This is a genomic window from Bacillus altaicus, from assembly GCF_042136375.2.
In the GTDB taxonomy this organism is placed as follows: domain Bacteria; phylum Bacillota; class Bacilli; order Bacillales; family Bacillaceae_G; genus Bacillus_A; species Bacillus_A cereus_U.
On sequence record NZ_CM143394.1, the window covers coordinates 2,369,915 to 2,396,248 of the forward strand.

A 26,334-nucleotide genomic window follows, 5' to 3' on the forward strand; every position below is an offset into this window, starting at 1 on the left:
AGCTATGAGAATATAGGAATTGAGGAGAACAACATGAGATACAAAGTAATACTATTTGACGTAGACGATACATTATTAGATTTCCCTGAAACAGAAAGAAACGCATTACATAACGCGTTTGTACAATTTGGCATGCCTACAGGGTATAATGATTATCTTGCAAGTTATAAAGAGATTAGTAATGGATTATGGAGAGATTTAGAAAATAAAATGATTACGCTAAGTGAATTAGCGGTAGATCGATTTAGACAATTATTTGCACTTCATAATATAGAAGTAGATGCGCAGCAATTTAGTGACGTATACCTTGAAAACGTAGGGAAAGAAGTACATCTTATAGAAGGTGCAGTGAAACTATGTGAGAACCTTCAAGATTGTAAGTTAGGTATTATTACGAATGGATACACTAAGGTGCAACAATCTAGAATTGGAAATTCGCCTTTATGTAACTTCTTTGATCATATCATTATTTCTGAAGAGGTAGGCCATCAAAAACCAGCACGTGAGATTTTTGATTATGCATTTGAAAAGCTTGGGATTACTGATAAATCAAGTGTACTAATGGTTGGAGATTCCTTAACTTCTGATATGAAAGGCGGAGAAGATTACGGTATTGATACGTGTTGGTATAACCCGAGTCTGAAAGAAAACAAGACAAGTGTTAAGCCGACCTATGAAGTGGAGAGTCTGCTTCGTATTATGGAAATTGTAGAAGGAAAAGTAGTTTCCTTCTCATAAGATTTTCCTATTGTCGATGGGTGTCGGTAAATCGATATATTGAAAAAATCGCTGATATAATTTGAGTTGTGGTCGATATATTGGGAGTATGTTGTTTTGAGGGAATTCGCAAAGAAAAAATAGCGCTACTATACTAATGTCATTCACGTGTTATAAGGTATTAGTTAAATATGTGTATATAATACATAGTTTCTCAGAGTAATGCGATGTCAAGTATGAGCTGTGTAACAACTAGAGGTGAGTGAAGGATGTTAACGTTTTTATTTGAGTTAGACAAGGCTATTCCACAGAAGGATGAGCCACGGTATGTTGCTTATACAAATGGCTTTATCGAAGGGGATTTAACGATTTGTGTGGGTGATAGAGTACTTTTTCAAAAGTCATGCATGAAGGTCGCAGAGCTGGGCATTTATTTAGGACAGTGGATGGAACAAGTTCAACACGGGCAGAACATACATATGAATTATGAAACGATTGAAGATGATGAGTTAATTCTTTGTTTTTTCTATGAAGAGGACAATCAGTGGAGAGTTTCTTCCGGTTGGCAAGAATTTGAACTTCAGGAGCGTATATCTACTGCAACATTAGTAGAGAGCGTTCAACGCTATTTATATGAGCTAAATAAGGAACTGCGCGCGATAGAATATCCTGTGACGTTTGATCAGTACTTAAGAGGAGAGCGGATTATGCAGCTTTCTTACAAACGACTGTGTGATAGTAAAGAAGATACGACGCCGATAGAGGTTTACAATGGAAGCAAGCAAGTAGGCGTAGTACGGGGCTATTATAAAAATACGTTGATGAAAGTGCTAGACTTCATTCCGAAAGTTGGTAGTAATATCAATTATGAAATAAAGGATAGTAAGGACAATATTCGCGTCATTGCAAAGGATGCAAGTAGGCGGCGCCAAAGAAAGATTTTAGTAACGTACATCGATAATAATGGTGCAGAGCATGAAATAATTGTATGTGACGGAAAGTTATTGGATGCAAATTTCTTATTTACCTTTATATATAAGACAGAAGAATATGTTGTTCACAAAAATTCACTTGGGATTGGAAAGGTATTACGAAAGGGCTATGTAATAGCAGATTGGAATATTCGTCTTGAGGAAGATATGTATTACATCGAGATGAATGTATATGATGAGGATTATATAGAGGATCAATACTTACTGTTAGGTGTATTTCATGCGGTTTTGTATGGGTGATAAAGTGAAACTTTAATCAGTGGGAGTCTTACTGCCCGTAAATAGAGAGATAAATGAGAAGTACCGGTATTCTTTATGGGAAGAATGCCGGTATTTTTTATGTGATTCTGATGATTTTGTGCCCTTTATTAATCCTCAAAAATAAAAACCTCATCAATCGTACTATGAAGTGCCTTCGCAATATCGTGAGCAAGCTGTAAGGAAGGATTATATTTTCCTTTTTCAAGATGGCTAATCGTTTCACGGCGCACCCCAACCTTTTTCGCTAAATCTTCCTGCGTCATATGCACTTTGGCGCGGTATTCTTTTATCTTCGTTACGAACGCCATGGTGCATCTTCCATTTCATCAACAGGTTTATCGTAAAAGAAGATAGAGAATCCGAACGTAAGAATAAGTGTGCCGAAAATAAGAGCGATATCAATTTCTTGTAGTGTAGGGTTTGGAAATAACATTTCAATAAACATAATGATAGCGGTTGTTAATAACGTAACGATAAAAGCATTGCGGCACGATTTATTGACGATTTGTTCAAAAAGCTCATCGTGACGAACTTTTCTATACGTCGTGAAAAAGGAGAAGAAACAGAACATAGTAAACAGTCCTTTTTCGTAAAAAAATCCGAGAAACCCAAAGAAGCCGAGAAATCCTAAATATTTAATCCAAGTTGTTTTCACGATAGATTCTCCTTTCGATGTTAGAAATAAATCACTATATGTTATAAATATATCACATATAGAAATTAGTGGTAATAATAGTTTTACGATTTATTTCATAATAATAGTAAAAAAGGTTAAATATTCTGTAAAATGAAAAGGGAAATATCGTAAAATGTTTGTAAGGAGGGGGAGGAAGAAATGTTAACTGGGATAATGATCGTTATATTACTTGTAGTGATTACTGTAATTGGAACGGTGTTAATTGGGCGAAATGGTGATGCGAATTATAGTAAAGCGACAAAAGGAAATATTAAACGACTTACGATGATTTATATTATACTAGCCGTTGTTTTAATCGTTGGATTAGGAGTTTATATTTATTTTAAAGGTTGAAAAAACTGAAAAATGTAAAAATCTAAAAATATAAGTATGCTATAATATTAATATAGTTAATTGGTAATTAAGGAAAGGATTGGATGTAATGATTGAAATTATGAATGTGTCAAAAAGTTATAATGGATCTAACTACGCAGTAAAAGATTTAAGTTTATCTGTACCTAGCGGAGAAATATTCGGGTTTTTAGGACCGAATGGTGCAGGTAAATCAACGACAATTAAGATGATTACTGGTATTCATGGGGTGGACAAAGGGACCATTACAATCAATGGTAAAGATATTATGAAAAACCCGATGGAAGCGAAGAAAACATTTGGCTATGTTCCAGATAGCCCGGATATGTTTTTACGATTAAAAGGGATTGAATATTTAAACTTTATGGCTGATATGTATGAAGTACCGAAGGAAGTAAGGCAAGAACGAATAGAGTCTTTAGCGAAGAAGTTTGATCTTTATAATGCTTTATCTGATCAAATTCAAAGTTATTCACACGGTATGAGACAAAAGATTGTTATTATTGGTGTGCTTATACATGAGCCGGATGTATGGATTTTAGATGAACCGTTAACAGGGCTTGATCCGAAATCTGCATATATTTTAAAAGAAATGATGAGAGAACATGCAGATAAAGGGAAGATTGTATTTTTCTCTACACACGTATTAGAAGTGGCGGAAAAAATATGTGACCGTGTCGCTATTATTAATAAGGGTAATTTGCAGTTTAATGGAAATCTAAATGAAATGAGAGATCATTTTAAATCCAATGAATCACTTGAAAAAATGTTCTTGGAGATGACGGGTAATGAGTAAAATTTGGACGTTAACGAAAGTATTATTGAAATTAAATTATGCAGATTTTATAACTGATAAAAAGAAACGATGGGCATATTTATTTTCCTTTGCAGCGATTTTATTTGTTGGCTTTTTAATATTTGGTTCGATGACGCATGGAATGTATGAAGGTATGAAACATATTGGTCAGGAGCCAGGAATTATTATCGCAATGGGACTAGCGGTTGCGAGTATATGGGTATTTTTGATGGGTATTATGAACATTTTAACAGTGTTTTACTATAGTAATGATGTTGAAATGTTACTACCGTTACCGTTAAAACCAGCGCAAATTATTTCGGCAAAGTTCTTTACAGTGTTAATTACACAATACGTAATGAGTTCGTTTATTTTATGGCCTATCTTTATTACTTACGGTTTAAAGAGTGGTGCGTTTATTACATACTACCTATATATGATTGTCATTTACTTATTCTTCCCGATCGTTCCGTTAGTGCTAGCTTCGTTAATTATGACAATTATTATGAGATATACGAATATAGCGAAAAATAAAGATCGAGGAAATATATTTATTGGAATCGTAAGTATACTATTTATCGTCGGAATCAATGTATTTATGCAGTGGAGAAATAAAAGTGCAGTATCTGGAGCTGGAGATTCAGTTGTGAATTATCTTGCAAATAATCAATCCTCCCTTTTCATACAAATGACAAATTATTTTCCGACTACATATTTTGGTGCAATGGGATTAGTAGAAAGTGCATCGTGGAAGGGAATAGTATACGTACTAATATACATTCTTATTTCAATCGTATTTTTCGGGCTATTTTACTACATTGCAGAGCGTACATATTTAAAAGGGGTTATTGGTCTTTCAACGAGTACAGCAAAGAAAGAGGTAATTTCAGCAGAAGGCCTACAGAAATCAACGGTACAAAGTTCACATTTAAAAGCATATGTGAAAAAAGAATTTAAAACGTTATTCCGCACGCCACAATTTTTCTTAAATTGTATTGTACAAACTTTCGTTATGCCAATTATGTTGTTCTTTGTTTTATTTGTACAAGATGGAAATTTAAAATGGATTACGGAATATATTGATAATCCAGAATCTGCAGGCTTCGCAATTGGTGTTGGCCTTTGTGCATCCATATTTTTAATGGGGAGTAACGTTATTGCGACAACTTCATTTTCTCGAGATGGAAGTTCATGGTTTGTGAATCGTTACTTACCAGTAAAGGCTTCGGATATCTTTTTTGCGAAAGCAATAACTGCTTGGTTAATTAATGTGGTCATTTTAGCAGTATTCGGTATTACGATGGCAGTTGTAGCAAAAGTTTCTCCAGTCTTCATGATACTGTGGTTTTTACTAAGTGCGAACGGGTTGCTTTTAATTAATTTAATCGGTACGCGCTGGGATGCACAAACTGCAGATATACATTGGGATACAGAACAAAAATTATTTAAGAGTCGATACACAACTTTGTGGAATTTTTTAGCTAATATTTTAATAGCTTTAATTATTGTAGCGGGAGTAAGTGTATTATACTTTGTCCTTCAGGTAGGACTGTGGGTTATGTTTATTATTTTATTTATACTGTTTACCATTGCCAACCTAATTTTAATTAGAATTTTAAAATTAGGTGCAGAGCGTATATTGTCAAATATTCAATAAGAAGATATATCCTCTGTATTCGTGCAGAGGATATATCTATAGATGGAGGAGAAAAGGTGAGGAAAATAGCAATTGTAACAGGGGCAACTCGTCTGAATGGAATTGGTGCAGCTGTATGCAAGGTGCTTGCTCAAAAGGGGATAGATGTCTTTTTCACGTACTGGCCTCGGTATGATAAAGCAATGCGGCGGGGAATGAATGATCAAGAACCCTTTTTGTTGAAAAAGGAAATTGAAAGTTACGGCGTTCGATGTGAAATGGCAGAAATCAACTTATCGCAGTCTTATTCGCCTAATCGTGTATTGTATATGGTATCAGAACGGTTAGGTGAGCCATCTATTCTTATTAATAATGCGGCGTATTCTACTCATACGAAAATTGAAGAGTTAGATGTAGAACGGTTAGATAAACATTATACGGTCAATGTTCGTGCTCCTATGTTATTAAGTTCATTATTTATGAAACATTTTTCACTTAAAACGAGTGGAAGTATTATCAATCTTACTTCTGGGCAGTCATTAGGACCAATGCCAGATGAACTGGCATACGCAGCAACAAAGGGAGCAATAGAAGCATTTACAAAGTCAGTTGCACCAGTTGCTATGGAGAAGGGGATTACAGTCAATGCTGTTGATCCAGGACCAACGAATACAGGATGGATTACAGAGGAATTACAGCATCATTTAGTATGGAAATTCCCGCAAGGTAGAGTGGGAGAACCGGTGGATGCTGCACGTTTAATTGCTTTTTTAGTAAGTGAAGAGGCGAAGTGGGTTACTGGGCAAGTCATTCATTCGAACGGTGGTTATTCATAAAAATATTATGTTAACAAATGTTGAGAAACAAAAAAATTAGGAATTATTTTGTTTTTTTGTGTGAATAAAATGTCAAGAAAGATAAAAAATTGATAGGAGGGTATGTTGTCATTTGTAGATTGAAAATCTTCATGTGACAACATACTCTTTTTCTTTTGCTACAGAGGAGAAAAATGAAGTAGAAGAAACTCGAATATTAAAATAAATTTATCGTTTTTTGTACGTATTATTATGAAGATTACTGTCGGAAAGATGGTGATTCGTGTGAAAAGGGATTTTTTAAGGGGAAATAGAATCGTAAAGAGGAGGATAAATTATATAAACATAGGGGGATTTATATGAAAATGAAAAAGGTCGCTATCGCATCAGTAGCAATTGGTACAATGCTTTCAATGGCAGCTTGTAGTACCTTCACAGATAAAGATGAAGCGAAGAAGGATCCAGAAACTACACAAAATGAAGAGCAATCAAAAACGACGAGTGCAGATGAAGCGTCAAAAACAACGAAAGATACTGAAAAAGACACAAATACTTCTTCGAATGAAAAAACAGATAAGGATGCAAAAAATACAAAGGAATCATCAGGAACAGAAAGTAACGGCAAAACAACGAAAGAAAAAGAAACGACAGGAAAAACGAATGATCAAACTACTAGCGGAAAAACAACAGATCAATCAACTAGCGGAAAGACGACAGACCAAACGACAAGTGGAAAGACTACTAAAGATCCGAAGAAAAGCGTAGCTGTGAAAACAAATGTAAAAGAAGTCGTTACATTAATTGAAAGTCTAGATAAGCAATTAGCTGCAAACCCTAAATTAGAAACAGTTAATAAACTTGGAAAACAAATTAATGAGAAATGGGATGTAATTGAAAAAGAGTTAGAAGCATCGCATCCGACTGAGTACAAAACAATCGGCCAAAGTATGTATCCGTTAATTGTAGGAGCGGAGAAAGAAAAGATAGATGTTAATAAAATGAAGTCATTAACGACGAAAACGAAAAAAGATTTAAATCAATTATTAACGAAGCTTTCATAGTTTCAAAAGCCTACTCGTATGAGTAGGCCTTTTTAGTTTGATGAGGTAGTATGTGGGCTCGAATTATACTATCTAAATCTTGTTATTTATTGTTTAGAGTTTAAGAAATAAAGAGTTCATTTGCAATTTAGAAGTTTTTAAATTTCATTATTTTTAACGAAAATTTCATTTTGTAGAAAAGTGGTGAGATAAATGTGTATTGAAACATTAAGAAATAAATTGAAGTAAGATTGCAAAGGGAAGGCGATGGTCCGGAATGTAGGATTAGGACACTTCTATATTTACCTAACAAGCTCAGACGTTATTTTTACAGCAAGAAGCAGTGTCCTAGAAGTGAATGAAGTTTGTGGGACAAAAGCTAAATATGATGAGTGTACAGATCATATTGATGGGAAGTTATATAATTATTGCATTCATGGTTGGGGTGCAAATCAAAAGAGCAGCTAGCAAAAGCTAACTGCTCATCTCCAAGGGGGAATGGAGAAAATATAATGTTGTCTACATTATTGACGGAATATCGGATTTTATTCATTCTTCTATAAAAGTCGAGATAAAATATCTTTAATTAAACCTGAGGCCCCAATAAGGAGTATCGATAGAAAAATTATTGAGAATATACTTTTTTTAGGTTTTTTAAACTCTAGATATAAGTTAATGATTGCACCAATTGCAACAATAATGAAGATAACGAGTCTTAATATATCTGACATGAATAACACTCCTATTAATTACTTAATTGTATTATACAGGAAGTTACTTTGAGGTTAACGAATAGGAGTGCGATTTAAGGAAGATTTAAACAAAATAATCCCTTTACTCAAAAAAGATTGCCTGTATACTAAGAGGCAATTTTTTTTGAGTTGTTTGTAATGGTTAAGTACAGGTTTTAAATATTATTTAGTGTTATTTCTACTTTCCAAAACCTGCTCCATATTATTAGTTGCCCATTCCATCATTAAAAGGATAATTGGACGTAATGACTCACCAAGTTCAGTTAACGAATATTCTACTTTAGGGGGCACTTCACGATATACCTCCCGATGTACGATGCCATCTGCTTCAAGTTCTCTAAGTTGAAGTGTTAACATTCTTTGGGTGATATTAGGTTTTAATCTTTTTAATTCATTAAATCGTTTTTTACCATCTAACAAATGATAAAGAATAACACCTTTCCATTTCCCGCCAATAACCTCGACGATAGCTTCTACTGGACAAGAATATTTATTTAAAAATGGATAATTTACATCATCTTCTTTTGAACTAATCATAAAAAGACTCTCCCTTAACAATAGTATCTTTTTTGATACTATAGCACAAAAATGTGCGTACTTGTAACATTGTTACTTAAAAAATATAATTTAGTTAAGTAATAAATTAATGAAAAGAGGAACTTTTATGACTAACACAAAACAAAAAATTATGGAAGCTTTTAACTTTAGACATGCGTGTAAAGAGTTTGATCCTATGAAGAAAATTTCAGAAGATGATTTTGAGTTTATTTTAGAAACAGGAAGATTATCTCCTTCTTCTTTTGGATATGAGCCTTGGAAATTTATTGTGGTTCAAAATAAAGAATTAAGAGAAAAACTATTACCATATTCATGGGGAGCAGGTGGGCAGCTTTCAACAGCAAGTCATTTTGTCATTGTTCTTTCAAGAACCATCAAAGATATGCACTATGATGCAGAGTATATTCAGCACATGATGAAAGATATTATTGGATTGCCTGAAGAAGCTCAACAGATGAGATATGAATTCTTCAAAAAATTCCAAGAATCGGATTTTAAATTGTTAGACTCCGAACGTGCTGTATTTGATTGGTCATCAAAGCAATCTTATATTGCTTTAGCTAATATGATGACTAGTGCAGCTCAAATCGGTATTGATTCTTGTCCAATGGAAGGATTCGATAAAGAAAAAGTAGATTCTTTACTTCGTCAAGAAGGAATTTTAAAAGATGATAATCTTGAGGTATCAGTTATGGTTGCATTCGGATACCGTAAAGGAGAACCAAAATTTAATAAAACAAGACAAACTATGGATACTATTGTTGAATGGATTCAATAAGATAAATTTGTATCTATATAACGAAAAAAACGCCATCCTTTCTATAGAAAGGATGGCGTTTTTTTATGTCTGTTTTTAAATCTGACGAGTTACAATTATTTGCACAGGAAATTCAATGTCTTTTGTCCCATATCGCTAAAGATATTGGGTTTGTACAGCGAACGAGCATGTAGCAGGTCCTTTGGATTCTTTTTTATTTTAGCAAGAATACTTAGTGAATAGTTGAATTGCTTTTTCAGGTACATAGAATTTCCCGTTGCTTTCTACAACAACACTTCCTAATTCATAATCTTTTCCACCGATACAGATAATGTTTTTATTAACAAATAATTTGGCCTCCGTATTATCGCGTTTTACTACAAGCACCGGGTTTCGTGCATCTTTTTTGTCAATCGTTACAATTGCACCAGTTTGTTTAAAGGCTGTTTCAGCATCTAAGAATAATTTGTTGGTTATTTCTCCTAATTGAAAGCCCATTGCTTTAGCCATTATTTTTGCAATGTCTGTATTTTGGACTAAACCGTATGGCTTTTGAGGACCGTAAGAGTATAAGAATACATCTTCACCCGTATGACCACCAGTTGTAAAACCGATGTTCGCCCGGTTGGCCAATAATTTAGTAAGGATTGGACCTACATCAGTTTTCTTTTGTACAGCTTTTAACTTTTCTCTTTCATCATCAGTTAGGTTGTCTAAACCGTAAAGAGCAGCGACTTCTTTTATATTAGATAAATCATCTTTTAGTTTATTTGTAGCACCTTCAAGTGTCATTTTTGCCTTTTTCAGTGGGTCAATGTAAGCTGATACTGGTGTGGTATCATAGCCTTTTGTGGTATTGCTGTTACCAATGGAAATACCGCTATTCCCATGATCCGCTAAAGCAATGACCATAGTGTTACCATCTTTCTTCGCAAATGTTAATGCTTCTGTAACCGCATCATCAAACGCCAATACATCGCTAATCATTCCGATTGGGTCATTTACATGTGCTGCCCAATCTGCCTTACTGCCTTCTACGAATAAGAAGAAACCATCTTTATCTTTTGATAATGTTTGAATTGCTTTTCTCGTCATCTGGGAAAGAGTTGGCTGCTCAGGATGATTTGCCTCACGATCCATATCGAATGCAAGGGCAGTATTAGAGAAAGAACCCCAGATTTTATTTGATTTGGAGTTTAATAACGCATCTTTTGTTTCGACAAAGTCGTACCCTTTTCCTTGAATCACTTTTACTAAATCTTCGTTGTCTTTACGAATTCCGTTGCTTGTCGTAGGCTGAAGTGCCGCCTTGCCACCACCTAATATAACTTCTATATTTTGATAAACTTGCTGTTCACCAATTACTTCAAAATTCTTGCGGTTAGCATGGTGGGCAGAGAAACTAGCCGGAGTAGCATGCTGAATTTCTGATGTAGCAATGATTCCTGTCGCGCGGCCGGAACGTTTTGCGCCTTCTAAGACGTTGGCAACTGGACGAAACTTGCATTCTTCTTTCACTGGTTCTAAGCCAGGTGAATTCACAACAGAAGGTAATACGCCCACGTAGCCTGAATTTGATTTATTTCCTGTTGCTAAAGCTGTGGCTGCTGGTGCAGAATCCGTAATAGCTGATTCTGCTGAATACGTACGAACACCTCCGGATACAATTTGATCTAGTGCAAGAGGTGAACCTTTATACCACCGGGCTAATGTTGTAGCAGAAGAGCTTGTCCCATCTATAACCATAAAAATCACATTTTTAGGTTGCTTTCCTACTTTTTTTACCTCAGCTTTTACCTCGTTATCGTTCATTATGCTTCCTGCTGCTAATGACCCTAGTGCTACCGTTCCTACTAATGTTAGTCTCATTATCTTTTTACGAAGGGTAGTCATTGTGGTTCCTCCATAGGTTGTTTTTGATATCCCAATCTAACATTCGTATGTAAACAAGGTTTTGATGTTTTAATATTGTTAGTAGTTCCCTATTGTCATGAAACTAACAATAACGATTGAGCCAAAAAATTAAATTTAAGCTACTTCTTCAGCAAAATATTCTCCTCATATAAAATCTCTTTGTTGCACGGTCTTTCTTATAAAAAGAATCTTCTCTTTATTTTAGGGGAAACATTTAAAAAAGGATGGTGGGAAAATGACAATTGATCGAGTTTGCACAATTGGGCCAGCAAGTAATAATAAAGAAACATTAGCGCAGTTAATAAACAATGGTATGAAAATTGTTCGGTTAAATTTATCACATGGCACGCATGAAAGTCATAAAGATATCATTCGTTTAGTAAAATCGTTAGACGATTCTATTAAAATTCTAGGGGATGTACAAGGTCCTAAAATAAGATTGGGTGAAATGAAAGAGGAACAAATTACACTTGAAGCAGGGGAGTTATTTATTTTACATACCAATCCAGTTCAAGGGAATAAAGAAGAAGCAAGTGTTGATTATGTAGGGATTGCGAATGACGTGAAAGTTGGAAGTAGGATTCTTATAAATGATGGAGAAGTTGAGTTAATCGTTGAAAAGGTAAGTGCGGACAAAATAGAAACGAGGATAAAAATAGGTGGAAATATTGCCTCTCATAAAGGGGTAAACTTACCAGGTGCAATTGTTAGTTTACCAGCTATTACAGAGAAAGATAAAAAAGACATTCAGTTTCTTTTAGAAGAGAATGTTGATTTTATTGCGTGTTCCTTTGTGCGAAAACCTAGTCATATAAAGGAAATACGAGATTTTATACAAGAGCATAAAGAAACTTCCCCAAATTTAATTGCAAAAATAGAAACGATGGAAGCAATCGAGAATTTTCAAGACATATGCAAAGAAGCGGATGGCATTATGATCGCAAGGGGAGATTTAGGTGTGGAACTGCCGTATCAATTTATTCCGCTTTTACAAAAAATGATGATTCGTGAGTGCAATCGAACGAATACATATGTAATTACAGCGACACAAATGCTTCAATCTATGGTAGATCACTCTATTCCTACAAGAGCTGAGGTGACTGATGTATTTCAGGCTGTATTGGACGGAACGAATGCTGTTATGCTTTCTGCTGAAAGTGCGTCAGGGGATCATCCAATCGAAAGTGTGAAAACATTACGTCTCGTTTCTGAATTCGCTGAGCATGTAAAAAAAGACGGTCCTTTTGCGATGAAAGATGTACTAGAATTGCTGCATAAGTCTCTTTAGTTTATCCCGCTATTTGTGGGCAGTAAAACTCCCACCTCAAAATTCGGCTGGTGCAAAGAAGTTAGGTGGGAGTCGGGCTGCACGTAAACACCCCATTGATTAAATTTTCACTTTATATAGAAGGATTTATCTCTCATCCTAAAAACGTACGGAAACGAATCAGGGTATGAGGTACCATTTTAGTAGTTACTTACAGATTGAAAGGTGACATATCTGCTACCTATATGAAAGAATCATTATGGAACATGGAGGATTTAAAATTAATTAATCCAATTATCTCATTTAAAATATGTTCATTCCTATTCATAAATGATATCCTTATAGTTGAATACTTTTGCTGAATCAGCAAGAATTTGTTGTTCTTTCTGTATGAATTCAACTTTTTTATGGAAAGATATGTTAGTAAGTGTGCAATTTGAACGTTTTACTTTTTAGAGTATGATAGGAGGAGAATGAATATGGAAGCAATTGAAGTAGGCGAAGTTTTTAGTCTTAGTGATGAGAATAATGAAGAACAGGAAGTTGAAGTACTTGGAGCGATGGATGTCGAAGGAGCAGAATACATTGCGGTTGCCTTTGTAGAAGACATTCAAACAGAAACAGAGGAAGACATTGATATCTTCTTTTTAAAAGTAGAAGAAGATAATGAATTCTCATACATAGAGAATGACGAGGAATTTGAAAAAGTATCTGCGGCGTTCGAGAAGATTATGGACGAGCAAGAACAAGAATAATAATAAAAAGAGTTAGACAAAAGAGGGAGATGCATATCTGCCCTCTTTTTTTGTATATGGTTGAAAATTACATTTTTAGTAATCAATAATCATATTATGTAAACTAAGTGGTTTTTTATTTCTTCACTAGAAAAACCACCCAAATGAGGGTGGCCCTTATTATATATAGTTATTAAATGTGTTATTTTCTAAGGAAGAAAGGGGAACCTTTACTTCACTACCTTCTTTCATATTTCGCAGCACAACTGTTTCTGTAGTAATTTCCTCTTCACCAATTATAAGCACATAAGGGATATTTTCTTTATTTGCATAATTAAGGGCACGTTTCAATTTACGCCCTGCTAGTTCAAGTTCGACTTTTAATGAAGTAGTAGTGCGTAATTGCTGGGCAATTTGTAAACATTGTAATTCAGTCCCGAGTGGAATGATAAAAAGATCCGCTATAGATGCTATTGTTTCTTGTTTTTGAAGCGCGGTATAAATAACATCTAAACCGAATGAAATCCCTACAGTTGGATAGCTCATATTATCACCACGGAAGGCGCCGATAATATTATCGTAACGACCACCGCTACCGATGCTAGATGTAATCATGCCATCTTTTAGAAAGATTTCATACACAGTGCCTGTATACATTGTGAGTCCCCTTGCTAAAAACGGATTGAATATCGTATTTTCATTTATTCCGAGAGCGAGTAAGTATTGCTGTAATTGTTGCAATTCGTTTACTCCATCGGCAACGAGTGGATTATTGAAAGTTTCTTTAAAGTCGGCAATAGTAAGTTTTAGGCAAGATACAACGGTATTACATATCGTGTCGGCCATTTCTACAGTAATCCCGCGCTCTAATACATCTTTTCGTACACCATCAATCCCAATCTTTTCGATTTTATCCAATGATAAAATTACGTCACTCGTTAATTCGGTAGGGATGTTAATAGACTGGAGAATACCGTTTAATAATTTTCGATTATTATATTGAATCGTTACTTCTAAGTTTAACGTTCGGAATAGTTCAAATGCCATGCTCATGAGTTCAGCTTCTGCCATGACAGACTCTACACCAACTATATCAACATCACATTGAATGAATTCACGAAATCTCCCTTGTTTAATCGGACCATCTCGAAATACTTTACCAATTTCATATCGTTTAAAAGGAAGGCGGATGTTCGGATTCATCGCGACAACTTTTGCGAAGGGAATTGTTAAATCGTAACGTAAGGCAAGGTCGCGTTTTCCTTGATCCTGAAGTGTGTATATTTCTTTTAAAATCTCATCACCACCGCCGTACTTGTATGACATAAGTTCATACATATTTAACGTTGGAGTTTCTAAAGGTTTACACCCATAGCGTTCAAATGTATCTTCACACGTTCTTTTAATTTTATTCCGCAGCACTTGCTCCTCTGGTAAATAGTCTTTTGTCCCTTTTACATTTTTCATTTCCACCATAATCACTCCTCTTTTAAATTAAAAAAAGCTATGCGGGTATAAAAATACCCACATAGCTGTATAAACGCTTCGTGGGTCAACAGGAAAAGCCCTGTACCCACGAAGAAAAATTTTTCTTCGGATACACGGCGTTACGTATGATGATGAAGTTGGAAAGAAGTATTAAAATTTCGCATTACAAATCTCTCCTTAACATAAGTTTTTCAAAATTATATCAGATGAATTTTGAAAAATCAATGTTTTCAGTTTTGAAAAAAGCGTGAAGTGATGTAGGAGAAATGGAAAAGAGTGTATAATAAAAGAAAACTTAATGATATGAAATAACCTTTTAAGGAGAACATTATGAAAAAAGATAAAACAAATGCGATGCGAATATTAGATAAAGAAAAAATTGAATATTCCATGATGTCATACGATCCAAATGACGGGAAAATTGATGGCGTATCAGTAGCGGAGAAGATTGGACGAGAAGTGAGAGAAGTATATAAAACACTTATCGCTCAAGGGAATAGTAAGGATTATCATGTGTTTATTATCCCAGTAGATGAGGAATTAAATTTAAAAGCAGCTGCAAAAGCAGTAGGTGAAAAAAAGATAGAAATGATTCCTGTTAAAGATATTACGAAAGTTTCAGGATATATTCGCGGCGGTTGTTCACCAGTAGGGATGAAGAAGTTATTTTCTACATGTATTGATGAAAGCGCCCAATCGCTCGAAACGATCATTGTAAGTGGCGGGAAAATTGGCGTGCAAATTGAGCTTAAAGTTGAAGATTTGATGAAAGTGACGAGAGCGCAATTTGGAGAAGTAACGAAATAAATAGTGAAATTTAAAGGGATATAGGATCCTTACATATTTGAAAACAAAATTGCTAGTAAACCAGTGAATTTGAAATACAATCTTTATTAAGGCTTAATTTCTAAAGAATACTTTAATATCAATCCCACAGCATATTTATAATATGTTGTGGGATTTTTCTACTTGAACCTCTAAAATTGAACAACTTCATTATTTTTAAAGTAACGTGTACTGAAGGGAAAAGATAAATATACCTTTATATAACTTCAAAGAGAACTCATTGAAATCCATATACTGAACTAATTCTAGTTCAGTATATGGATTTTGGGTTTTAACGGGTCAATCCATTTAAAAACAATATATTTCATCTATTATGCTTTAAAAAAACGAACATTTTAATACATTTATATAAAAACGTTCATATTTTTGTTGTATATTCACAAATAGTTTGTTATATTAGCAATATAATAATTTTAAATAACATCACTCGTATATACTCGGTAATATGGTCCGAGCGTTTCTACCTAGTTCCCAATGAAAGAACTGGACTACGGGTTAAAGTATTCGGTCGTTCGGTGTATTGAGCCGCTACCGATCTATAATTTAGCAATGGCCTCATCTTTTGCTTAATTAACTTTGACTACCGTAGTTCTAGAAAGTAGAGATTCTTCTACAATTTCTAGAGCTTTTTTCTTTGGACCAAAACATCGAGTATAGAAAACAACAAGAGAAAGAGGAGAGATTATTTATGAAGAAAAACCTGTTGAAAAAATATGGTGCTCTAGCAACTACTATCGCATTATCATTCTCAATACTTGCAGGATGTAATGCTAGTCCAAAACAAGCAGCAGAGGCGAAAAGTACTCAAAATCCTATCTTAATTCAAGGCCCAATGCCAATAGAAGCTGAAAAATTTGCAAAAAGGTTAAAAAATGTGAAAGAAGAAAAGTCTGGGAGTTTTGTATTTTATAAAGGAACTGTAGACAATTATCCTGTAATCGTTGCGAAAACAGGTAAAGGAATGGAAAATACAGCAGCCGCTACAGCAGTGGCTATTGAAAAATATAAGCCTATAGCGATTATTAACCAAGGAACATCAGGTGGACATGATCCTAATTTAAACGTATTTGATATTGTTTTAGGAAAAAAAGTCGCGAATATAGGTTCATTAAAAACAACAAATATGAATGAGAACCAAGGGATTGAGCCGGCAAAATGGATATCTATGGACCTGATGGCTTCTGAAGGAAGTGCAGGAGAAGATCCAAATGCTGAGAAAATCCGATACTACGAGGGAGATAAGGATTTACTTGCAGCAGCTAATGCAGTAAAAGACAAGTATACAAAAGGTAAAGTGGTAGAAGGTACTATAGGTTCAGCAGACGTTTGGAATAATGAAGTTGATAGAATTAAGTGGTTCCATACAAAATACGGTACATCTGTAGAAGAAATGGAAGGTGCTGCCGCAGCCCAAATCGCGAAAGCTTATGACGTACCATTCTTAGGAATTCGAGTATTATCTAACAATAAAACAAACGGCGGAAAATACAACCCAAATACCGCAGCGGCAAATCAAGAATATGTATATGAAGTAGTTAAAAAGTATATAGATTCGGTGCCAAATAAATAAAGATAGTACTATTCTTATCATAAACGTCAAGTAACTCCAAAAGTTTTCGAGACAGATAGACCTATATTAGGATTAGTAGTTGGAAAAGAAAAGCTTGTTTCTTATTTGAAAAGATAAGAAATGAGCTTTTTTATTTAAAATAAATTGAGTAATTAGTTTATAGCATTAATGTATAACATTGAATATTGTAATAATATAATGGAGGTGAATGTAATATGGCTTTTACTACAGGTCCTATTGAAAACTTGGGAAATCAACCTGCTAATGCAAATAGAGTTAGGGTGAAAATCCTTAACCGTACTGCTGGCCCACTTACTGGAGTAGCTAGAGTTTTTAGACTTGACGGTTCAATAGTATTAATTGAACAGGTGAATTTCAATGTGAATTCTAATGCTTCTACTATTGAAACTCTAAGTTTAGTTCATCCTGCTTTTGGACAAGCATTTGAATATGAAGTTCAAATTGTTCCTAATCAACCTGGTGGACTATATAGTGTTTATGGAATAACAGCTGAAAGTGTTATTATTACTGCACAACGTGTTGTGAATGCAGAATTAACACAGTTTCTTTAATTAAAATAGATTGGTGCCTACATGGTATCCAATCTATTTTTGTACTTATTCTTCAGAGGAAGAAGAGTTTTACACAAAAAATAAAGACAGTTATGGAAAAAGGAAAAGTCGAGCTATTATCTTGATTTGTACTATTTCTGTCCTAGACTCTATCTGTTTTGTTGCACGGTTTTCTTTGAATGATTTTTATTCAAAATGTTTTTTGAACAATTTATTAAATATGCATAATTGCATAAAAAAATCGAAATTTATAAGTTAACATTAAACTACTTTTTAATTGTAAAGAATAGTTTAATAATCTTTACTAGAGAAGGATATTCCTTGTGAAAAGTGAATTTTTTTGAAAAGTAGATAAACCAAAAGTGTGGAAATGATACAGACTGAATAGGGTTTTGTATTAAATAAAAAGAGAAGGGGAATGGAGTTTTAAACGTTTTCGTAGTTTTAGGGAGAACATTTTTAGTGAATGACTTCAAATTATATTTTAAAGGGGAAATGGGTATATGAAGTTCCGAAACACAAAACTTGCTATGGTTACACTATCTTCATTTTTTATTTTAGTTTCTGCATCTCTATCATTCATAGAGATCATACATGGTGAAGTAGTTTCTGCATCTCCACAAGTAGATACGTTTTCAGCACAAGAGATTACTGTAAAAAACTATGACGATACATATTATAATAACGCTATAGGAAAAACGGGTTTAGAATTAAAGAAGGAACTTCATAATGTTATTGATAATCATACAAAGATATCATACAGTGCGGTTTGGGAAGCGCTAAGAGATACTGATGAAGATCCAAATAATAAAAATAATGTGTTGCTCTTATATACGGGGCGTTCGCAAGGGAAATTTACGAATGGTTCAGGAGTTGATAACTGGAACCGAGAGCATGTTTGGGCAAAATCACACGGTGATTTTGGAACGGCTGCAGGACCAGGAACAGATCTGCATCATTTAAGAGCGACAGATGTATCTGTAAATAGTTCACGTGGAAATCTGGATTTTGATAATGGTGGTATGAATCATTCGGAAGCGACAGAATGTAAATATGATAGTGATTCTTGGGAACCTCGTGATAGTGTAAAAGGAGATATCGCTAGAATGCTGTTTTACATGGCTGTTCGTTACGAAGGAGACAACGGCGAAATAGACTTAGAACTAAATGAAAAGGTGAATAACAACAAAGATCCATACATGGGGAAACTATCTGTTTTACTAAAATGGAATGAACAAGACCCTGTCGATGATTTAGAGCGAAAGCGTAATGAAGTGATTTTTACAAAATATCAACATAATCGCAATCCTTTTATTGATCATCCTGAATGGGTAAATAAAATTTGGAACTAAGATTTTTAAAGAATTTTTAGTGGCATTATACTTTGACAGAAGGGATGGATCATTATGATCAATCCCTTCTTATATTTATGCTAGAATAAATGGTTTTCATAGGAGTGGAATAGATTATAATAAAGCTTTTTACTTAAAGCAATAGTTTCAAGTGGTAAGCTTTATTTTCCTTCATTTGTATATAGCGTTCACCGCACATGCAAATTATTGCAACATTAGACAGGGAAACGAAAAAAATCCAAGAATATGTAATATAAAAGGAAAAGAAAAGAGGGAAAGAGATGTGGAAAACTACGGATCTATGTGATGAATTTGAACAGGAATTACAAATATGTCGCCAGTCTTTTCAATCTTATGGGAAGAAAGAACAATTCTATGGGAAAATCGCAACAGTAAAAGTGAAGGATGATAATGTACTAGTAAAAGAGGGGTTACAAACACTGCCAGAAGGAACAGTATTAGTTGTTGATGGTGGAGCTTCTAAAAATTGTGCGTTACTTGGTGATAATTTAGCAGCTATTGCGGAAGAAAGAAACTTAGCAGGAATTATTGTAAATGGATATGTTCGTGATTCTATGGAGCTAAAAAATATTAATATTGGTATTTTAGCGTTAGGGACGATGCCAAATAGAAGTGTAAAAGAAGGAAAAGGAGAAAGAAATATTCCATTGCAATTTGGTGAAGTTGAATGGAAACCGAATGAATATGTTTATGTAGATGAAGATGGAATTATTGTTAGTGATAAAAGCTTACATAGTGAGGGATGACTTCTATTAATGGAAGGCTATTAAGCTATTATTCTTAGAAAATAAATCCGATAAAGCATGGACAAAATTCTTTGTCAATAGTAAAATAATACAGAAAATCAAAATTTGCAGAATGTATAGGTTTATCGTTTTACGATAAAGTGAAACTTTAATCAGTGGGGATTTTGTTCATCCCCACTGATTATTAGCCTTCACCAATCGGGCATTTACGGGCAGTTGATCCCCACCTAACTTCTTTGCTTTCGTTGAATTTGAGGTGGGGGTCTTACTGCTCGTTAATGCGGGTAGGAGGTGTTGTACATTTTTGTTCGACACTTACAAAAAGAGAGTGTCAACCGCATACCCTTAAAGGGTCTTTTTTTGTGTAAATGTTAGTAAAGGGAGGGGATTTTGGGATGGCAATGTTAAAGAAATGGCTGCTTACATCATTAATGGCAGTGGCACTTGTATTTGTTTCTTTTGCGAATACAGTACATATTACGTTTGCTGAAGGAAAGACAGCGAAACTTGCAATTATTGGTGAATCACAAAAAGGAATTATGTTATGTCCGAAAGAAGTTTCCATTGAAGATGGAGAAACAGCTTTTAGTTTGCTACAAAAAGTCATGGGTGACAAAGTAACATCTGAAAGTATGTCATTTGGAACGTATATAAAGGGCATCGATGGATTAATGGCCGGAGCAACGAGCGGTTGGTTGTATGATGTAAATGACAAATCTGCAGAAGTTGGGGCGGATAGTTATAAATTAGAGTCTGGGGATGTTGTTGCATTTCGTTACGTCGCAGACTGGAGCAATATGAGTCAAGAAACATTGCAACAAACGTTAGATAAATTTGGCACTTGTAAAACTGTAGAAGAGCCAAAGGTAGAGGAACCGAAACCAGAAGAACCGAAACCAGAAAAACCAGATGGTAAACCAGAGGAACCAAAACCAGAAGAGCCAAAAACAGAAAAGCCAGATGGTAAACCAGAAGAACCAAAACTAGAAGATAAAACAACAGAACAACCAAAGCAAGAGAAAGTCGAAATTCCAGCCGCACAATTAAACGAAGCGATTTCTAAAACGTCAGAAAAGATGTTACAAGATGGAATTGGTAGTGATTGGGTTGCGATTGGACTTGCTCGTTCAGGTGTAAATGTTCCACTTGAAACGAAAATAAACTATGTTAAGCCAGTAGCTGAAAAAGTTAAGAAGCGTTTAAATCGTTTTTCAGCAACAGATTTAGCTAGAACGATTATTATGATGAATGCAATGAATGTAGATCCTACAAAGGTAGAGGGACAAAATTTAGTACAAAATTTATTTGAATCAGATAAAGTGAATTCCGTTACAGGATACGCATTTACATTACTTGCATTAGATACAAAGAAATATGAGGTTCCGGCCGAAGCAAAATGGAATCGAGCTGCTTTAGTACAAGCACTTTTACAGTCACAGCATACAGACGGTGGCTGGACGTATGATAGTTCAAGTAGTAAAGAAAGTGCTAGTAACGTTGATGTAACAAGTATGGTATTAGCAGCATTAGCTCCTTATCAAGAACAACAAGACGTTAAGCCAGCTATTCAAAAAGCTGTGGATTACTTATACAAGCAGCAGTTAGGTAATGGTGGTTTTGCCGCTGATGGACAAGAGAATTCTAATAGTACTGCACAAGCAGTTATTGGACTATCGTTAGTTAAAGATGTAGATCACAATCGTCTTAATAAAGCAGTACAAAATTTAATGTCATATCAGCTTCCAAATGGTGAGTTCAAATGGTTACCAAGTGATCAAAAAGGTAGCGGACTGGCTACAGAGCAAGCATTTTTAGCTTTACTTCAGTTTAAAGATCTTGGAAAATCGATTTATGATTGGTCAAATGTAGTAGAGAATGAAATCGATACGAAACCAATTGTAGAACCAGAGCCAATTGTGGAACCAGAACCAACTGTAGAAGAAAAAGAGGTTGTAGAACAACCGAAACAACAAGAAGAGTTACAAAAACAACCAAAAGATGAAAATCTAAAAGTTGTTGTAGATAACGAACGAGTTAATAAAGAAACAAATAAGAATAAGAATCAATTACCACAAACAGGAGCATCTTCTCATAGTGCAGCTACAGAAGTAGGTATGGGTGTATTATGTATCGCTTCTGCATATGTATTATGGAGACGTAAAGCAGCTTAACAAAAATTAGGAGCAATCATTTGCTCCTAATTTTATTATAAAAGGTGAGGGCTAATAATGAGTGGAGATGAACAAAATCTCCACTCATTAAAGTTTCACTTTATTATGAAAGGTGAGGGACAGCATGAGTAAGATGAAATGGTTCATTTCTTTAGTTCTTTCATTGGGATTATTAGCCGGATGTGAAGAAACGGCTGTAAAACCTGAGAAGAAGGCCGAACCTAAGCAAGAAGAGCAAAAAGAAGTAGCGAAACAGGAAGCACAAAAAGATGTACCGAAACCGGAAGAGAAACAAGCTGAACCGGAACAGAAACCACAAGAAGAGCAGAAAGATAAACAAGAACAAAAAGTAGAAGAGAAACCGAAAGAAGAAAAAGCGCAGGAACAACCTGAAGTAAAGAAAGAAGAGAAACCAAAGGAACAGCCTGCTGTAAATAAACAACCGGAACAACAAAAAGTACAAGAAGAGAAACCTCAGCAACCGAAAGCACCAGAAGTAAAAGAAGAAGCAAAGGTTGTTAATCAGCCGAAAGAAACACCGAAGCAGGAGCAAAAGGAAGACCCGAATAAAGGGCAACAACAGGTAACTGTGCCGGCTCCACCACAGTCAAATCCAGAACCAAATCCAGAACCAAAGCCAAAACCAGATCCAGTACCAGTACCAAAACCGCAAGAAAAACAAGTTACTATCTCAGTAAAAGGAAATGAAGGGTACTTATTAGGTGCAAAAAAGGTTAATGTACAAGAAGGCGACACAGTGTATAGTGTGTTAAAGGGCACAGGATTAGATGTTGATGCAATGGGTTCTAAAGGAGATGTTTACGTAAAAGGTATTGAAAACTTATATGAAAAAGATGTAAATGATAATAGTGGATGGAAATATCGTGTGAACGGTGCATTTCCGAACCGTAGCGCAGGTGTAGTTACAGTTAAGCCTGGAGATAAAGTCGAGTGGGTGTATGTATACTAAATTAAGAAAGGATCTTCGGTAAAGGACTATGAAAATAAGCTTTTCTTCTTTACATCCTTTTGTGAATTTTTTCTATTATATTGGGGTGATGATACTATGTATGATGTGTCTTCATCCTCTTTTTTTAATTGGAGCGATTATACTAATAGTAATCTTAAATATAGTACAAGGAAATGGCGAGAAAATAAGAAACATGCTGCCGAGTACTATCGTATTCTTTCTAATGGTAATTTTATTTAATTCTTTATTAACACATAGAGGGGCGACTACGTTATTTTGGTTAGGAGATAGCCGGATTAAGCTTGAGGCTTGTATGTATGGACTTGTTATGGGATTATTATTAGTTGCAATTATGTTTACATTTGCTTCTTATAACGATATTATTTCGAGTCATAAATTTTTATATTTGTTTTCAAGAATTTCACCGAAAGTTGCATTGTTAACGATGATTACAGTGCGATTTGTTCCTTTGTTTATTAGGCGGTTAAAGAAAATTACACTCGTCCAAAAAACGAAAGGTGTACAATTAGATTCAGGTTCACTCATTGAGCGTATAAAAAATGGAATGAAATTACTGCAAGTGTTATTAGTTTGTTCGTTAGAAGATGCACTACAAACAGCAGATTCTATGCAAGCTCGTGGATTTGGTGTAACGAAGCGTACGACATATATTCGATATAGAATGGAAAGACGTGATTTGTACACACTAAGTTATTTAAGTATTCTATTTATAGCTTCATTCATATTTAGTTATTATGGCGGAGGGAAATTGATTATTTATCCGAAAGTGGAATCAATACTGTTCCAGCAATACGATGGAATGATGTTTTTCCTATTTATGATGTTTATTAGTTTACCAATTATGATGGAAGGAAGGGAATGGATATGGTGGCGCATGCAGAAATAAAGAATTTATCATTTATATATGCTGATGAAAATGAAGAAGCGTTACAGCATATTTCTCTTTCTGTTCAAAAAGGAGAATTTATAGTACTTGCTGGTGGTTCCGGCTCTGGGAAGACAACTTTATTGAAGCATTTCAAAAAGGAGTTACTTCCAATTGGCACGCGTTCTGGGCATACATATTATGATGGTGCTTTATTAGAAGATGTACCAGATTTATTATCTGCACAAGAAATTGGGATGGTATTTCAAAATCCAGAAAATCAGCTCGTAATGGATACAGTTATTCAAGAATTAGCATTCTCGTTAGAAAATATCGGGCTACCATCACATATTATTCAAAAAAGAATAGCGGAACTTATTAGCTTTTTAGGATTTCAAGATTTGTTACATCAATCTGTTCATACTTTATCTGGTGGTCAAAAACAACTAGTAAATTTAGCAGCAGTATTAGTCATGCAGCCGAAGCTACTATTACTGGATGAACCGACAGCGCAGCTAGATCCGATTGCTGCGAAAGAGTTTTTAGGATTGTTAAAACGTATTAATGAAGAACTTGGAATTACGATAGTTTTAAGTGAACATCGTTTAGATGAAGTGATGTCGCTAGCGACTCGTGTCGTTTGTATGAATAACGGGAAAATTGTTTACGATGATATTCCTAAAAGTGTGATAGCGAACATGTGGGAAGTAGAAAAGTTCCGTCCATTCATTCCGCAAATTCCAAGATTGTTTTTAGAGTGGAATGTAGAAGATATTCCATTTACAGTGCGCGAAGCGCAAATGAAAATGAATGATTTTTCAGCGATATCATATAGGAATGGGCAAGTAGAACAATGTGAAAAGCAAGAAGTAGTTTTAAGTGCAGAACATATATCTTTTCAATATGAAAAAAATAGTCCACTTATTTTACGAGATTTAACAGTGAACATCGAAAAGGGAAAATGGACAGCTCTAGTTGGGAAAAACGGAACTGGGAAGTCTACACTGTTAACGATTTTAGCAGGATTACAAAAAGCTAGAAGAGGTAAGGTAAAGTGGAATGGAAAAGTGATACATAAAATTGATTCGAAAGAACGATTTAAAAGTATAGGGTACGTATCGCAACATCCGTACTATCATTTTACATTTGATACAGTATGGGAAGAGGTTTATGAGCGTGCCCATGAATTATATGGCGAAGAGGGAAAAGTAATAGCAGAAGAAATGTTGAAAAAGTTCTGGTTAGATTCACTTAAAGAGCGCCATCCACATGATTGTAGCGGCGGAGAGCAACAATTACTCGCATTATGTACAACGTTATTATCAAAGCCAACTTTATTATTACTGGATGAGCCGACAAAGGGACTCGATCCATGGAAAAAGGAAAGAATAGGAGAGCTATTTAAACAGTTGCAAAAAGAAGGTACAACAATTGTAATGGCAACGCATGATATTGAGTTTGCAGCGAAATACGTTGATCAATGTATGATGTTATTTGACGGGAAAGTTATTATGAATGATGCACCGAAAGAGTTCTTTAGTGGTAACTTCTTTTATACAACATCTATTAACCGATTCATCCGTAGAGAGTTGCCATTTGCATTAACGTGGGAGGATGTGTACGAAGCGTGTCCAAACGATATGTTGCATTTATAATATTTGTTTTTGCCGTTGTAATATGTACACTACTCTTTACGACTCTTATTATGGACGGGTATTACATGGTAAGTAGTTTGTTTTTATTAGCTATCATTATGTTACCTTTCTATGTCCGTTTTGAAAGGAAGGCGTTTGTTTCACGTGAAATTGTTATCGTTGCTGTGTTAGCGGCGATTGCAGCGGTTAGCCGGGTACCATTTTCTATTTTACCGAGTGTACAACCGACTTCTTTTGTCATTATCGTTTCTGCAATTGTTTTTGGGAGTGAAACTGGCTTTATGATTGGGGCAACGGCGGCTATTGTATCTAACATTTTTTTAGGACAAGGTCCGTGGACTCCGTGGCAAATGTTCTCTTGGGGCATGATCGGGTTTATAGCAGGATTACTCCGAAATACATTTTTGATGAAAAAACTATGGGGACGACTCATATATGGATTTGTCGTTGGATTTCTATTTGGCTGGATTATGAACTTTTGGGGACTTCTTGGCTTTATACAGGAAGCAACGTGGGAAACAGTTATTGCTTACTATGTCGCAAGTTTTTCATTCGATCTTAGTCACGCGATATCGAATGTTATTTTCCTTCTGTTATTTAGCACGTCATGGATTACGATCCTCACAAGATTTAAAAAGAAATACGGTATATTAGATGAGCATAACGTGACATAGAAAAGCATACTCATATAAGGTAGGGTCGCGACTTACATATTCGTTTGCCTCTTTCATGCTTCTTACATATTGTAAGGAGCATTTTTTATTGTCAAA

At 34.9% G+C, this 26,334-nt stretch carries 26 protein-coding genes and 1 riboswitch; of the genes, 21 read left to right on the top strand and 5 right to left on the bottom strand.

Going from position 1 to position 26,334, the window contains the following annotated elements:
* Positions 1-33 precede the first annotated feature (33 nt).
* Both ACE38F_RS12380 and ACE38F_RS12385 read left to right on the top strand, forming a co-directional pair.
* The gene (locus ACE38F_RS12380; RefSeq protein WP_375370459.1) at positions 34-738 is read left to right on the top strand and encodes a YjjG family noncanonical pyrimidine nucleotidase; all 705 of its coding nucleotides are present in this window, start codon (positions 34-36) and stop codon (positions 736-738) included.
* Between the two features lie 248 nt (positions 739-986).
* Positions 987-1,949 carry a tubby C-terminal domain-like protein gene (locus ACE38F_RS12385; RefSeq protein ID WP_375370458.1) on the top strand — a complete coding sequence of 321 codons (963 nt, stop codon included), beginning with the start codon at positions 987-989 and terminating at the stop codon, positions 1,947-1,949.
* A gap of 128 nt (positions 1,950-2,077) precedes the next feature.
* Here the strand turns inward: ACE38F_RS12385 and ACE38F_RS12390 are convergent, their stop codons facing one another.
* Both ACE38F_RS12390 and ACE38F_RS12395 read right to left on the bottom strand, forming a co-directional pair.
* On the bottom strand, positions 2,078-2,278 hold the full coding sequence (locus ACE38F_RS12390; RefSeq protein WP_215553637.1) for a helix-turn-helix transcriptional regulator: 201 nt from the start codon (positions 2,276-2,278) through the stop codon (positions 2,078-2,080).
* On the bottom strand, positions 2,266-2,625 hold the full coding sequence (locus ACE38F_RS12395; protein WP_215553636.1) for a DUF3796 domain-containing protein: 360 nt from the start codon (positions 2,623-2,625) through the stop codon (positions 2,266-2,268). Before ACE38F_RS12395 ends, ACE38F_RS12390 begins: the two co-directional genes overlap by 13 nt.
* A gap of 180 nt (positions 2,626-2,805) precedes the next feature.
* On the opposite strand from ACE38F_RS12395, the gene ACE38F_RS12400 reads away from it, so the two are divergent.
* From ACE38F_RS12400 to ACE38F_RS12425, 6 genes are all read left to right on the top strand, one after another.
* Positions 2,806-3,000 (top strand): hypothetical protein, encoded by a 195-nt coding sequence (locus ACE38F_RS12400; RefSeq protein ID WP_002142517.1) that lies wholly within the window; start codon positions 2,806-2,808, stop codon positions 2,998-3,000.
* 88 nt (positions 3,001-3,088) lie between these two features.
* Positions 3,089-3,814: an ABC transporter ATP-binding protein gene (locus tag ACE38F_RS12405; RefSeq protein WP_375370457.1), complete on the top strand. Its 726-nt coding sequence runs from the start codon at positions 3,089-3,091 to the stop codon at positions 3,812-3,814.
* On the top strand, positions 3,807-5,471 hold the full coding sequence (locus tag ACE38F_RS12410; protein ID WP_375370456.1) for a putative ABC transporter permease subunit: 1,665 nt from the start codon (positions 3,807-3,809) through the stop codon (positions 5,469-5,471). Before ACE38F_RS12405 ends, ACE38F_RS12410 begins: the two co-directional genes overlap by 8 nt.
* Before the next feature lie 56 nt (positions 5,472-5,527).
* A complete protein-coding gene (locus ACE38F_RS12415) occupies positions 5,528-6,286 on the top strand; it encodes an SDR family oxidoreductase (RefSeq protein ID WP_375370455.1) in 759 nt (252 codons plus the stop codon).
* 338 nt (positions 6,287-6,624) lie between these two features.
* Positions 6,625-7,326, top strand: coding sequence for a hypothetical protein (locus ACE38F_RS12420; protein WP_375370454.1), 702 nt, complete (start codon positions 6,625-6,627; stop codon positions 7,324-7,326).
* 246 nt (positions 7,327-7,572) lie between these two features.
* Positions 7,573-7,773 carry a hypothetical protein gene (locus ACE38F_RS12425; protein ID WP_375370533.1) on the top strand — a complete coding sequence of 67 codons (201 nt, stop codon included), beginning with the start codon at positions 7,573-7,575 and terminating at the stop codon, positions 7,771-7,773.
* 446 nt (positions 7,774-8,219) lie between these two features.
* Here ACE38F_RS12425 and ACE38F_RS12430 read toward each other — a convergent pair whose 3' ends face one another.
* Positions 8,220-8,594 carry a winged helix-turn-helix transcriptional regulator gene (locus ACE38F_RS12430; RefSeq protein ID WP_002128279.1) on the bottom strand — a complete coding sequence of 125 codons (375 nt, stop codon included), beginning with the start codon at positions 8,592-8,594 and terminating at the stop codon, positions 8,220-8,222.
* Between the two features lie 109 nt (positions 8,595-8,703).
* Here ACE38F_RS12430 and ACE38F_RS12435 point away from each other — a divergent pair, with 109 nt between their 5' ends.
* A complete protein-coding gene (locus ACE38F_RS12435; protein WP_375370452.1) occupies positions 8,704-9,393 on the top strand; it encodes an NAD(P)H-dependent oxidoreductase in 690 nt (229 codons plus the stop codon).
* 198 nt (positions 9,394-9,591) lie between these two features.
* On the opposite strand, the gene ACE38F_RS12440 is transcribed toward ACE38F_RS12435, so the two are convergent.
* Entirely contained in the window at positions 9,592-11,265 is a 1,674-nt protein-coding gene (locus ACE38F_RS12440) for an alkaline phosphatase (protein WP_375370450.1), read from the bottom strand.
* 256 nt (positions 11,266-11,521) lie between these two features.
* Here ACE38F_RS12440 and ACE38F_RS12445 point away from each other — a divergent pair, with 256 nt between their 5' ends.
* The gene (locus tag ACE38F_RS12445; RefSeq protein ID WP_375370449.1) at positions 11,522-12,574 is read left to right on the top strand and encodes a pyruvate kinase; all 1,053 of its coding nucleotides are present in this window, start codon (positions 11,522-11,524) and stop codon (positions 12,572-12,574) included.
* A 452-nt stretch (positions 12,575-13,026) separates the two neighbouring features.
* Positions 13,027-13,308, top strand: coding sequence for a DUF1292 domain-containing protein (locus ACE38F_RS12450; RefSeq protein ID WP_341306276.1), 282 nt, complete (start codon positions 13,027-13,029; stop codon positions 13,306-13,308).
* Between the two features lie 159 nt (positions 13,309-13,467).
* Here ACE38F_RS12450 and ACE38F_RS12455 read toward each other — a convergent pair whose 3' ends face one another.
* Positions 13,468-14,763: a histidine--tRNA ligase gene (locus ACE38F_RS12455; protein ID WP_375370448.1), complete on the bottom strand. Its 1,296-nt coding sequence runs from the start codon at positions 14,761-14,763 to the stop codon at positions 13,468-13,470.
* 342 nt (positions 14,764-15,105) lie between these two features.
* On the opposite strand from ACE38F_RS12455, the gene ybaK reads away from it, so the two are divergent.
* From ybaK to ACE38F_RS12505, 10 genes are all read left to right on the top strand, one after another.
* A complete protein-coding gene (gene ybaK, locus ACE38F_RS12460) occupies positions 15,106-15,582 on the top strand; it encodes a Cys-tRNA(Pro) deacylase (protein WP_375370447.1) in 477 nt (158 codons plus the stop codon).
* Positions 15,583-16,028: 446 nt separating this feature from the next.
* A riboswitch (purine riboswitch) is annotated at positions 16,029-16,132 on the top strand.
* A 177-nt stretch (positions 16,133-16,309) separates the two neighbouring features.
* Positions 16,310-17,191, top strand: a complete 882-nt coding sequence (locus tag ACE38F_RS12465; RefSeq protein ID WP_375370446.1) for a 5'-methylthioadenosine/S-adenosylhomocysteine nucleosidase — start codon at positions 16,310-16,312, stop codon at positions 17,189-17,191.
* A 215-nt stretch (positions 17,192-17,406) separates the two neighbouring features.
* Positions 17,407-17,763 carry a hypothetical protein gene (locus tag ACE38F_RS12470; protein ID WP_002146626.1) on the top strand — a complete coding sequence of 119 codons (357 nt, stop codon included), beginning with the start codon at positions 17,407-17,409 and terminating at the stop codon, positions 17,761-17,763.
* Between the two features lie 503 nt (positions 17,764-18,266).
* Complete coding sequence (locus ACE38F_RS12475; RefSeq protein ID WP_375370445.1) at positions 18,267-19,115, top strand: endonuclease I family protein; 849 nt, start codon at positions 18,267-18,269, stop codon at positions 19,113-19,115.
* Between the two features lie 281 nt (positions 19,116-19,396).
* Positions 19,397-19,882 carry a ribonuclease E activity regulator RraA gene (gene rraA, locus ACE38F_RS12480; RefSeq protein WP_215553626.1) on the top strand — a complete coding sequence of 162 codons (486 nt, stop codon included), beginning with the start codon at positions 19,397-19,399 and terminating at the stop codon, positions 19,880-19,882.
* Between the two features lie 395 nt (positions 19,883-20,277).
* Positions 20,278-22,053, top strand: a complete 1,776-nt coding sequence (locus ACE38F_RS12485; RefSeq protein ID WP_375370444.1) for a DUF4430 domain-containing protein — start codon at positions 20,278-20,280, stop codon at positions 22,051-22,053.
* Positions 22,054-22,177: 124 nt separating this feature from the next.
* Positions 22,178-23,023, top strand: coding sequence for a DUF4430 domain-containing protein (locus ACE38F_RS12490; protein ID WP_375370443.1), 846 nt, complete (start codon positions 22,178-22,180; stop codon positions 23,021-23,023).
* Between the two features lie 28 nt (positions 23,024-23,051).
* On the top strand, positions 23,052-23,930 hold the full coding sequence (locus tag ACE38F_RS12495; RefSeq protein ID WP_375370442.1) for an energy-coupling factor transporter transmembrane component T: 879 nt from the start codon (positions 23,052-23,054) through the stop codon (positions 23,928-23,930).
* A complete protein-coding gene (locus ACE38F_RS12500; RefSeq protein ID WP_375370441.1) occupies positions 23,903-25,564 on the top strand; it encodes an ABC transporter ATP-binding protein in 1,662 nt (553 codons plus the stop codon). The genes ACE38F_RS12495 and ACE38F_RS12500 overlap by 28 nt, the downstream gene beginning before the upstream one ends.
* Positions 25,537-26,238 (top strand): ECF transporter S component, encoded by a 702-nt coding sequence (locus tag ACE38F_RS12505; protein WP_215553621.1) that lies wholly within the window; start codon positions 25,537-25,539, stop codon positions 26,236-26,238. The genes ACE38F_RS12500 and ACE38F_RS12505 overlap by 28 nt, the downstream gene beginning before the upstream one ends.
* Positions 26,239-26,334: the final 96 nt, after the last annotated feature.

What these genes read in the sequence shown, in the direction of transcription:
- ACE38F_RS12455 (WP_375370448.1), bottom strand. Translation starts at nt 14,763, where the DNA reads ATGGTGGAAATGAAAAATGTAAAAGGGACAAAAGACTATTTACCAGAG.
- ACE38F_RS12490 (WP_375370443.1), top strand. Translation starts at nt 22,178, where the DNA reads ATGAGTAAGATGAAATGGTTCATTTCTTTAGTTCTTTCATTGGGATTA.
- ACE38F_RS12470 (WP_002146626.1), top strand. Translation starts at nt 17,407, where the DNA reads ATGGCTTTTACTACAGGTCCTATTGAAAACTTGGGAAATCAACCTGCT.
- ybaK (WP_375370447.1), top strand. Translation starts at nt 15,106, where the DNA reads ATGAAAAAAGATAAAACAAATGCGATGCGAATATTAGATAAAGAAAAA.
- ACE38F_RS12500 (WP_375370441.1), top strand. Translation starts at nt 23,903, where the DNA reads ATGGATATGGTGGCGCATGCAGAAATAAAGAATTTATCATTTATATAT.
- ACE38F_RS12475 (WP_375370445.1), top strand. Translation starts at nt 18,267, where the DNA reads ATGAAGTTCCGAAACACAAAACTTGCTATGGTTACACTATCTTCATTT.
- ACE38F_RS12410 (WP_375370456.1), top strand. Translation starts at nt 3,807, where the DNA reads ATGAGTAAAATTTGGACGTTAACGAAAGTATTATTGAAATTAAATTAT.
- ACE38F_RS12465 (WP_375370446.1), top strand. Translation starts at nt 16,310, where the DNA reads ATGAAGAAAAACCTGTTGAAAAAATATGGTGCTCTAGCAACTACTATC.
- ACE38F_RS12440 (WP_375370450.1), bottom strand. Translation starts at nt 11,265, where the DNA reads ATGACTACCCTTCGTAAAAAGATAATGAGACTAACATTAGTAGGAACG.
- ACE38F_RS12445 (WP_375370449.1), top strand. Translation starts at nt 11,522, where the DNA reads ATGACAATTGATCGAGTTTGCACAATTGGGCCAGCAAGTAATAATAAA.
- ACE38F_RS12420 (WP_375370454.1), top strand. Translation starts at nt 6,625, where the DNA reads ATGAAAATGAAAAAGGTCGCTATCGCATCAGTAGCAATTGGTACAATG.
- ACE38F_RS12390 (WP_215553637.1), bottom strand. Translation starts at nt 2,278, where the DNA reads ATGGCGTTCGTAACGAAGATAAAAGAATACCGCGCCAAAGTGCATATG.
- ACE38F_RS12485 (WP_375370444.1), top strand. Translation starts at nt 20,278, where the DNA reads ATGGCAATGTTAAAGAAATGGCTGCTTACATCATTAATGGCAGTGGCA.
- ACE38F_RS12400 (WP_002142517.1), top strand. Translation starts at nt 2,806, where the DNA reads ATGTTAACTGGGATAATGATCGTTATATTACTTGTAGTGATTACTGTA.
- ACE38F_RS12405 (WP_375370457.1), top strand. Translation starts at nt 3,089, where the DNA reads ATGATTGAAATTATGAATGTGTCAAAAAGTTATAATGGATCTAACTAC.
- rraA (WP_215553626.1), top strand. Translation starts at nt 19,397, where the DNA reads ATGTGGAAAACTACGGATCTATGTGATGAATTTGAACAGGAATTACAA.
- ACE38F_RS12435 (WP_375370452.1), top strand. Translation starts at nt 8,704, where the DNA reads ATGAAAAGAGGAACTTTTATGACTAACACAAAACAAAAAATTATGGAA.
- ACE38F_RS12430 (WP_002128279.1), bottom strand. Translation starts at nt 8,594, where the DNA reads ATGATTAGTTCAAAAGAAGATGATGTAAATTATCCATTTTTAAATAAA.
- ACE38F_RS12385 (WP_375370458.1), top strand. Translation starts at nt 987, where the DNA reads ATGTTAACGTTTTTATTTGAGTTAGACAAGGCTATTCCACAGAAGGAT.
- ACE38F_RS12425 (WP_375370533.1), top strand. Translation starts at nt 7,573, where the DNA reads ATGGTCCGGAATGTAGGATTAGGACACTTCTATATTTACCTAACAAGC.
- ACE38F_RS12450 (WP_341306276.1), top strand. Translation starts at nt 13,027, where the DNA reads ATGAATATGGAAGCAATTGAAGTAGGCGAAGTTTTTAGTCTTAGTGAT.
- ACE38F_RS12380 (WP_375370459.1), top strand. Translation starts at nt 34, where the DNA reads ATGAGATACAAAGTAATACTATTTGACGTAGACGATACATTATTAGAT.
- ACE38F_RS12495 (WP_375370442.1), top strand. Translation starts at nt 23,052, where the DNA reads ATGAAAATAAGCTTTTCTTCTTTACATCCTTTTGTGAATTTTTTCTAT.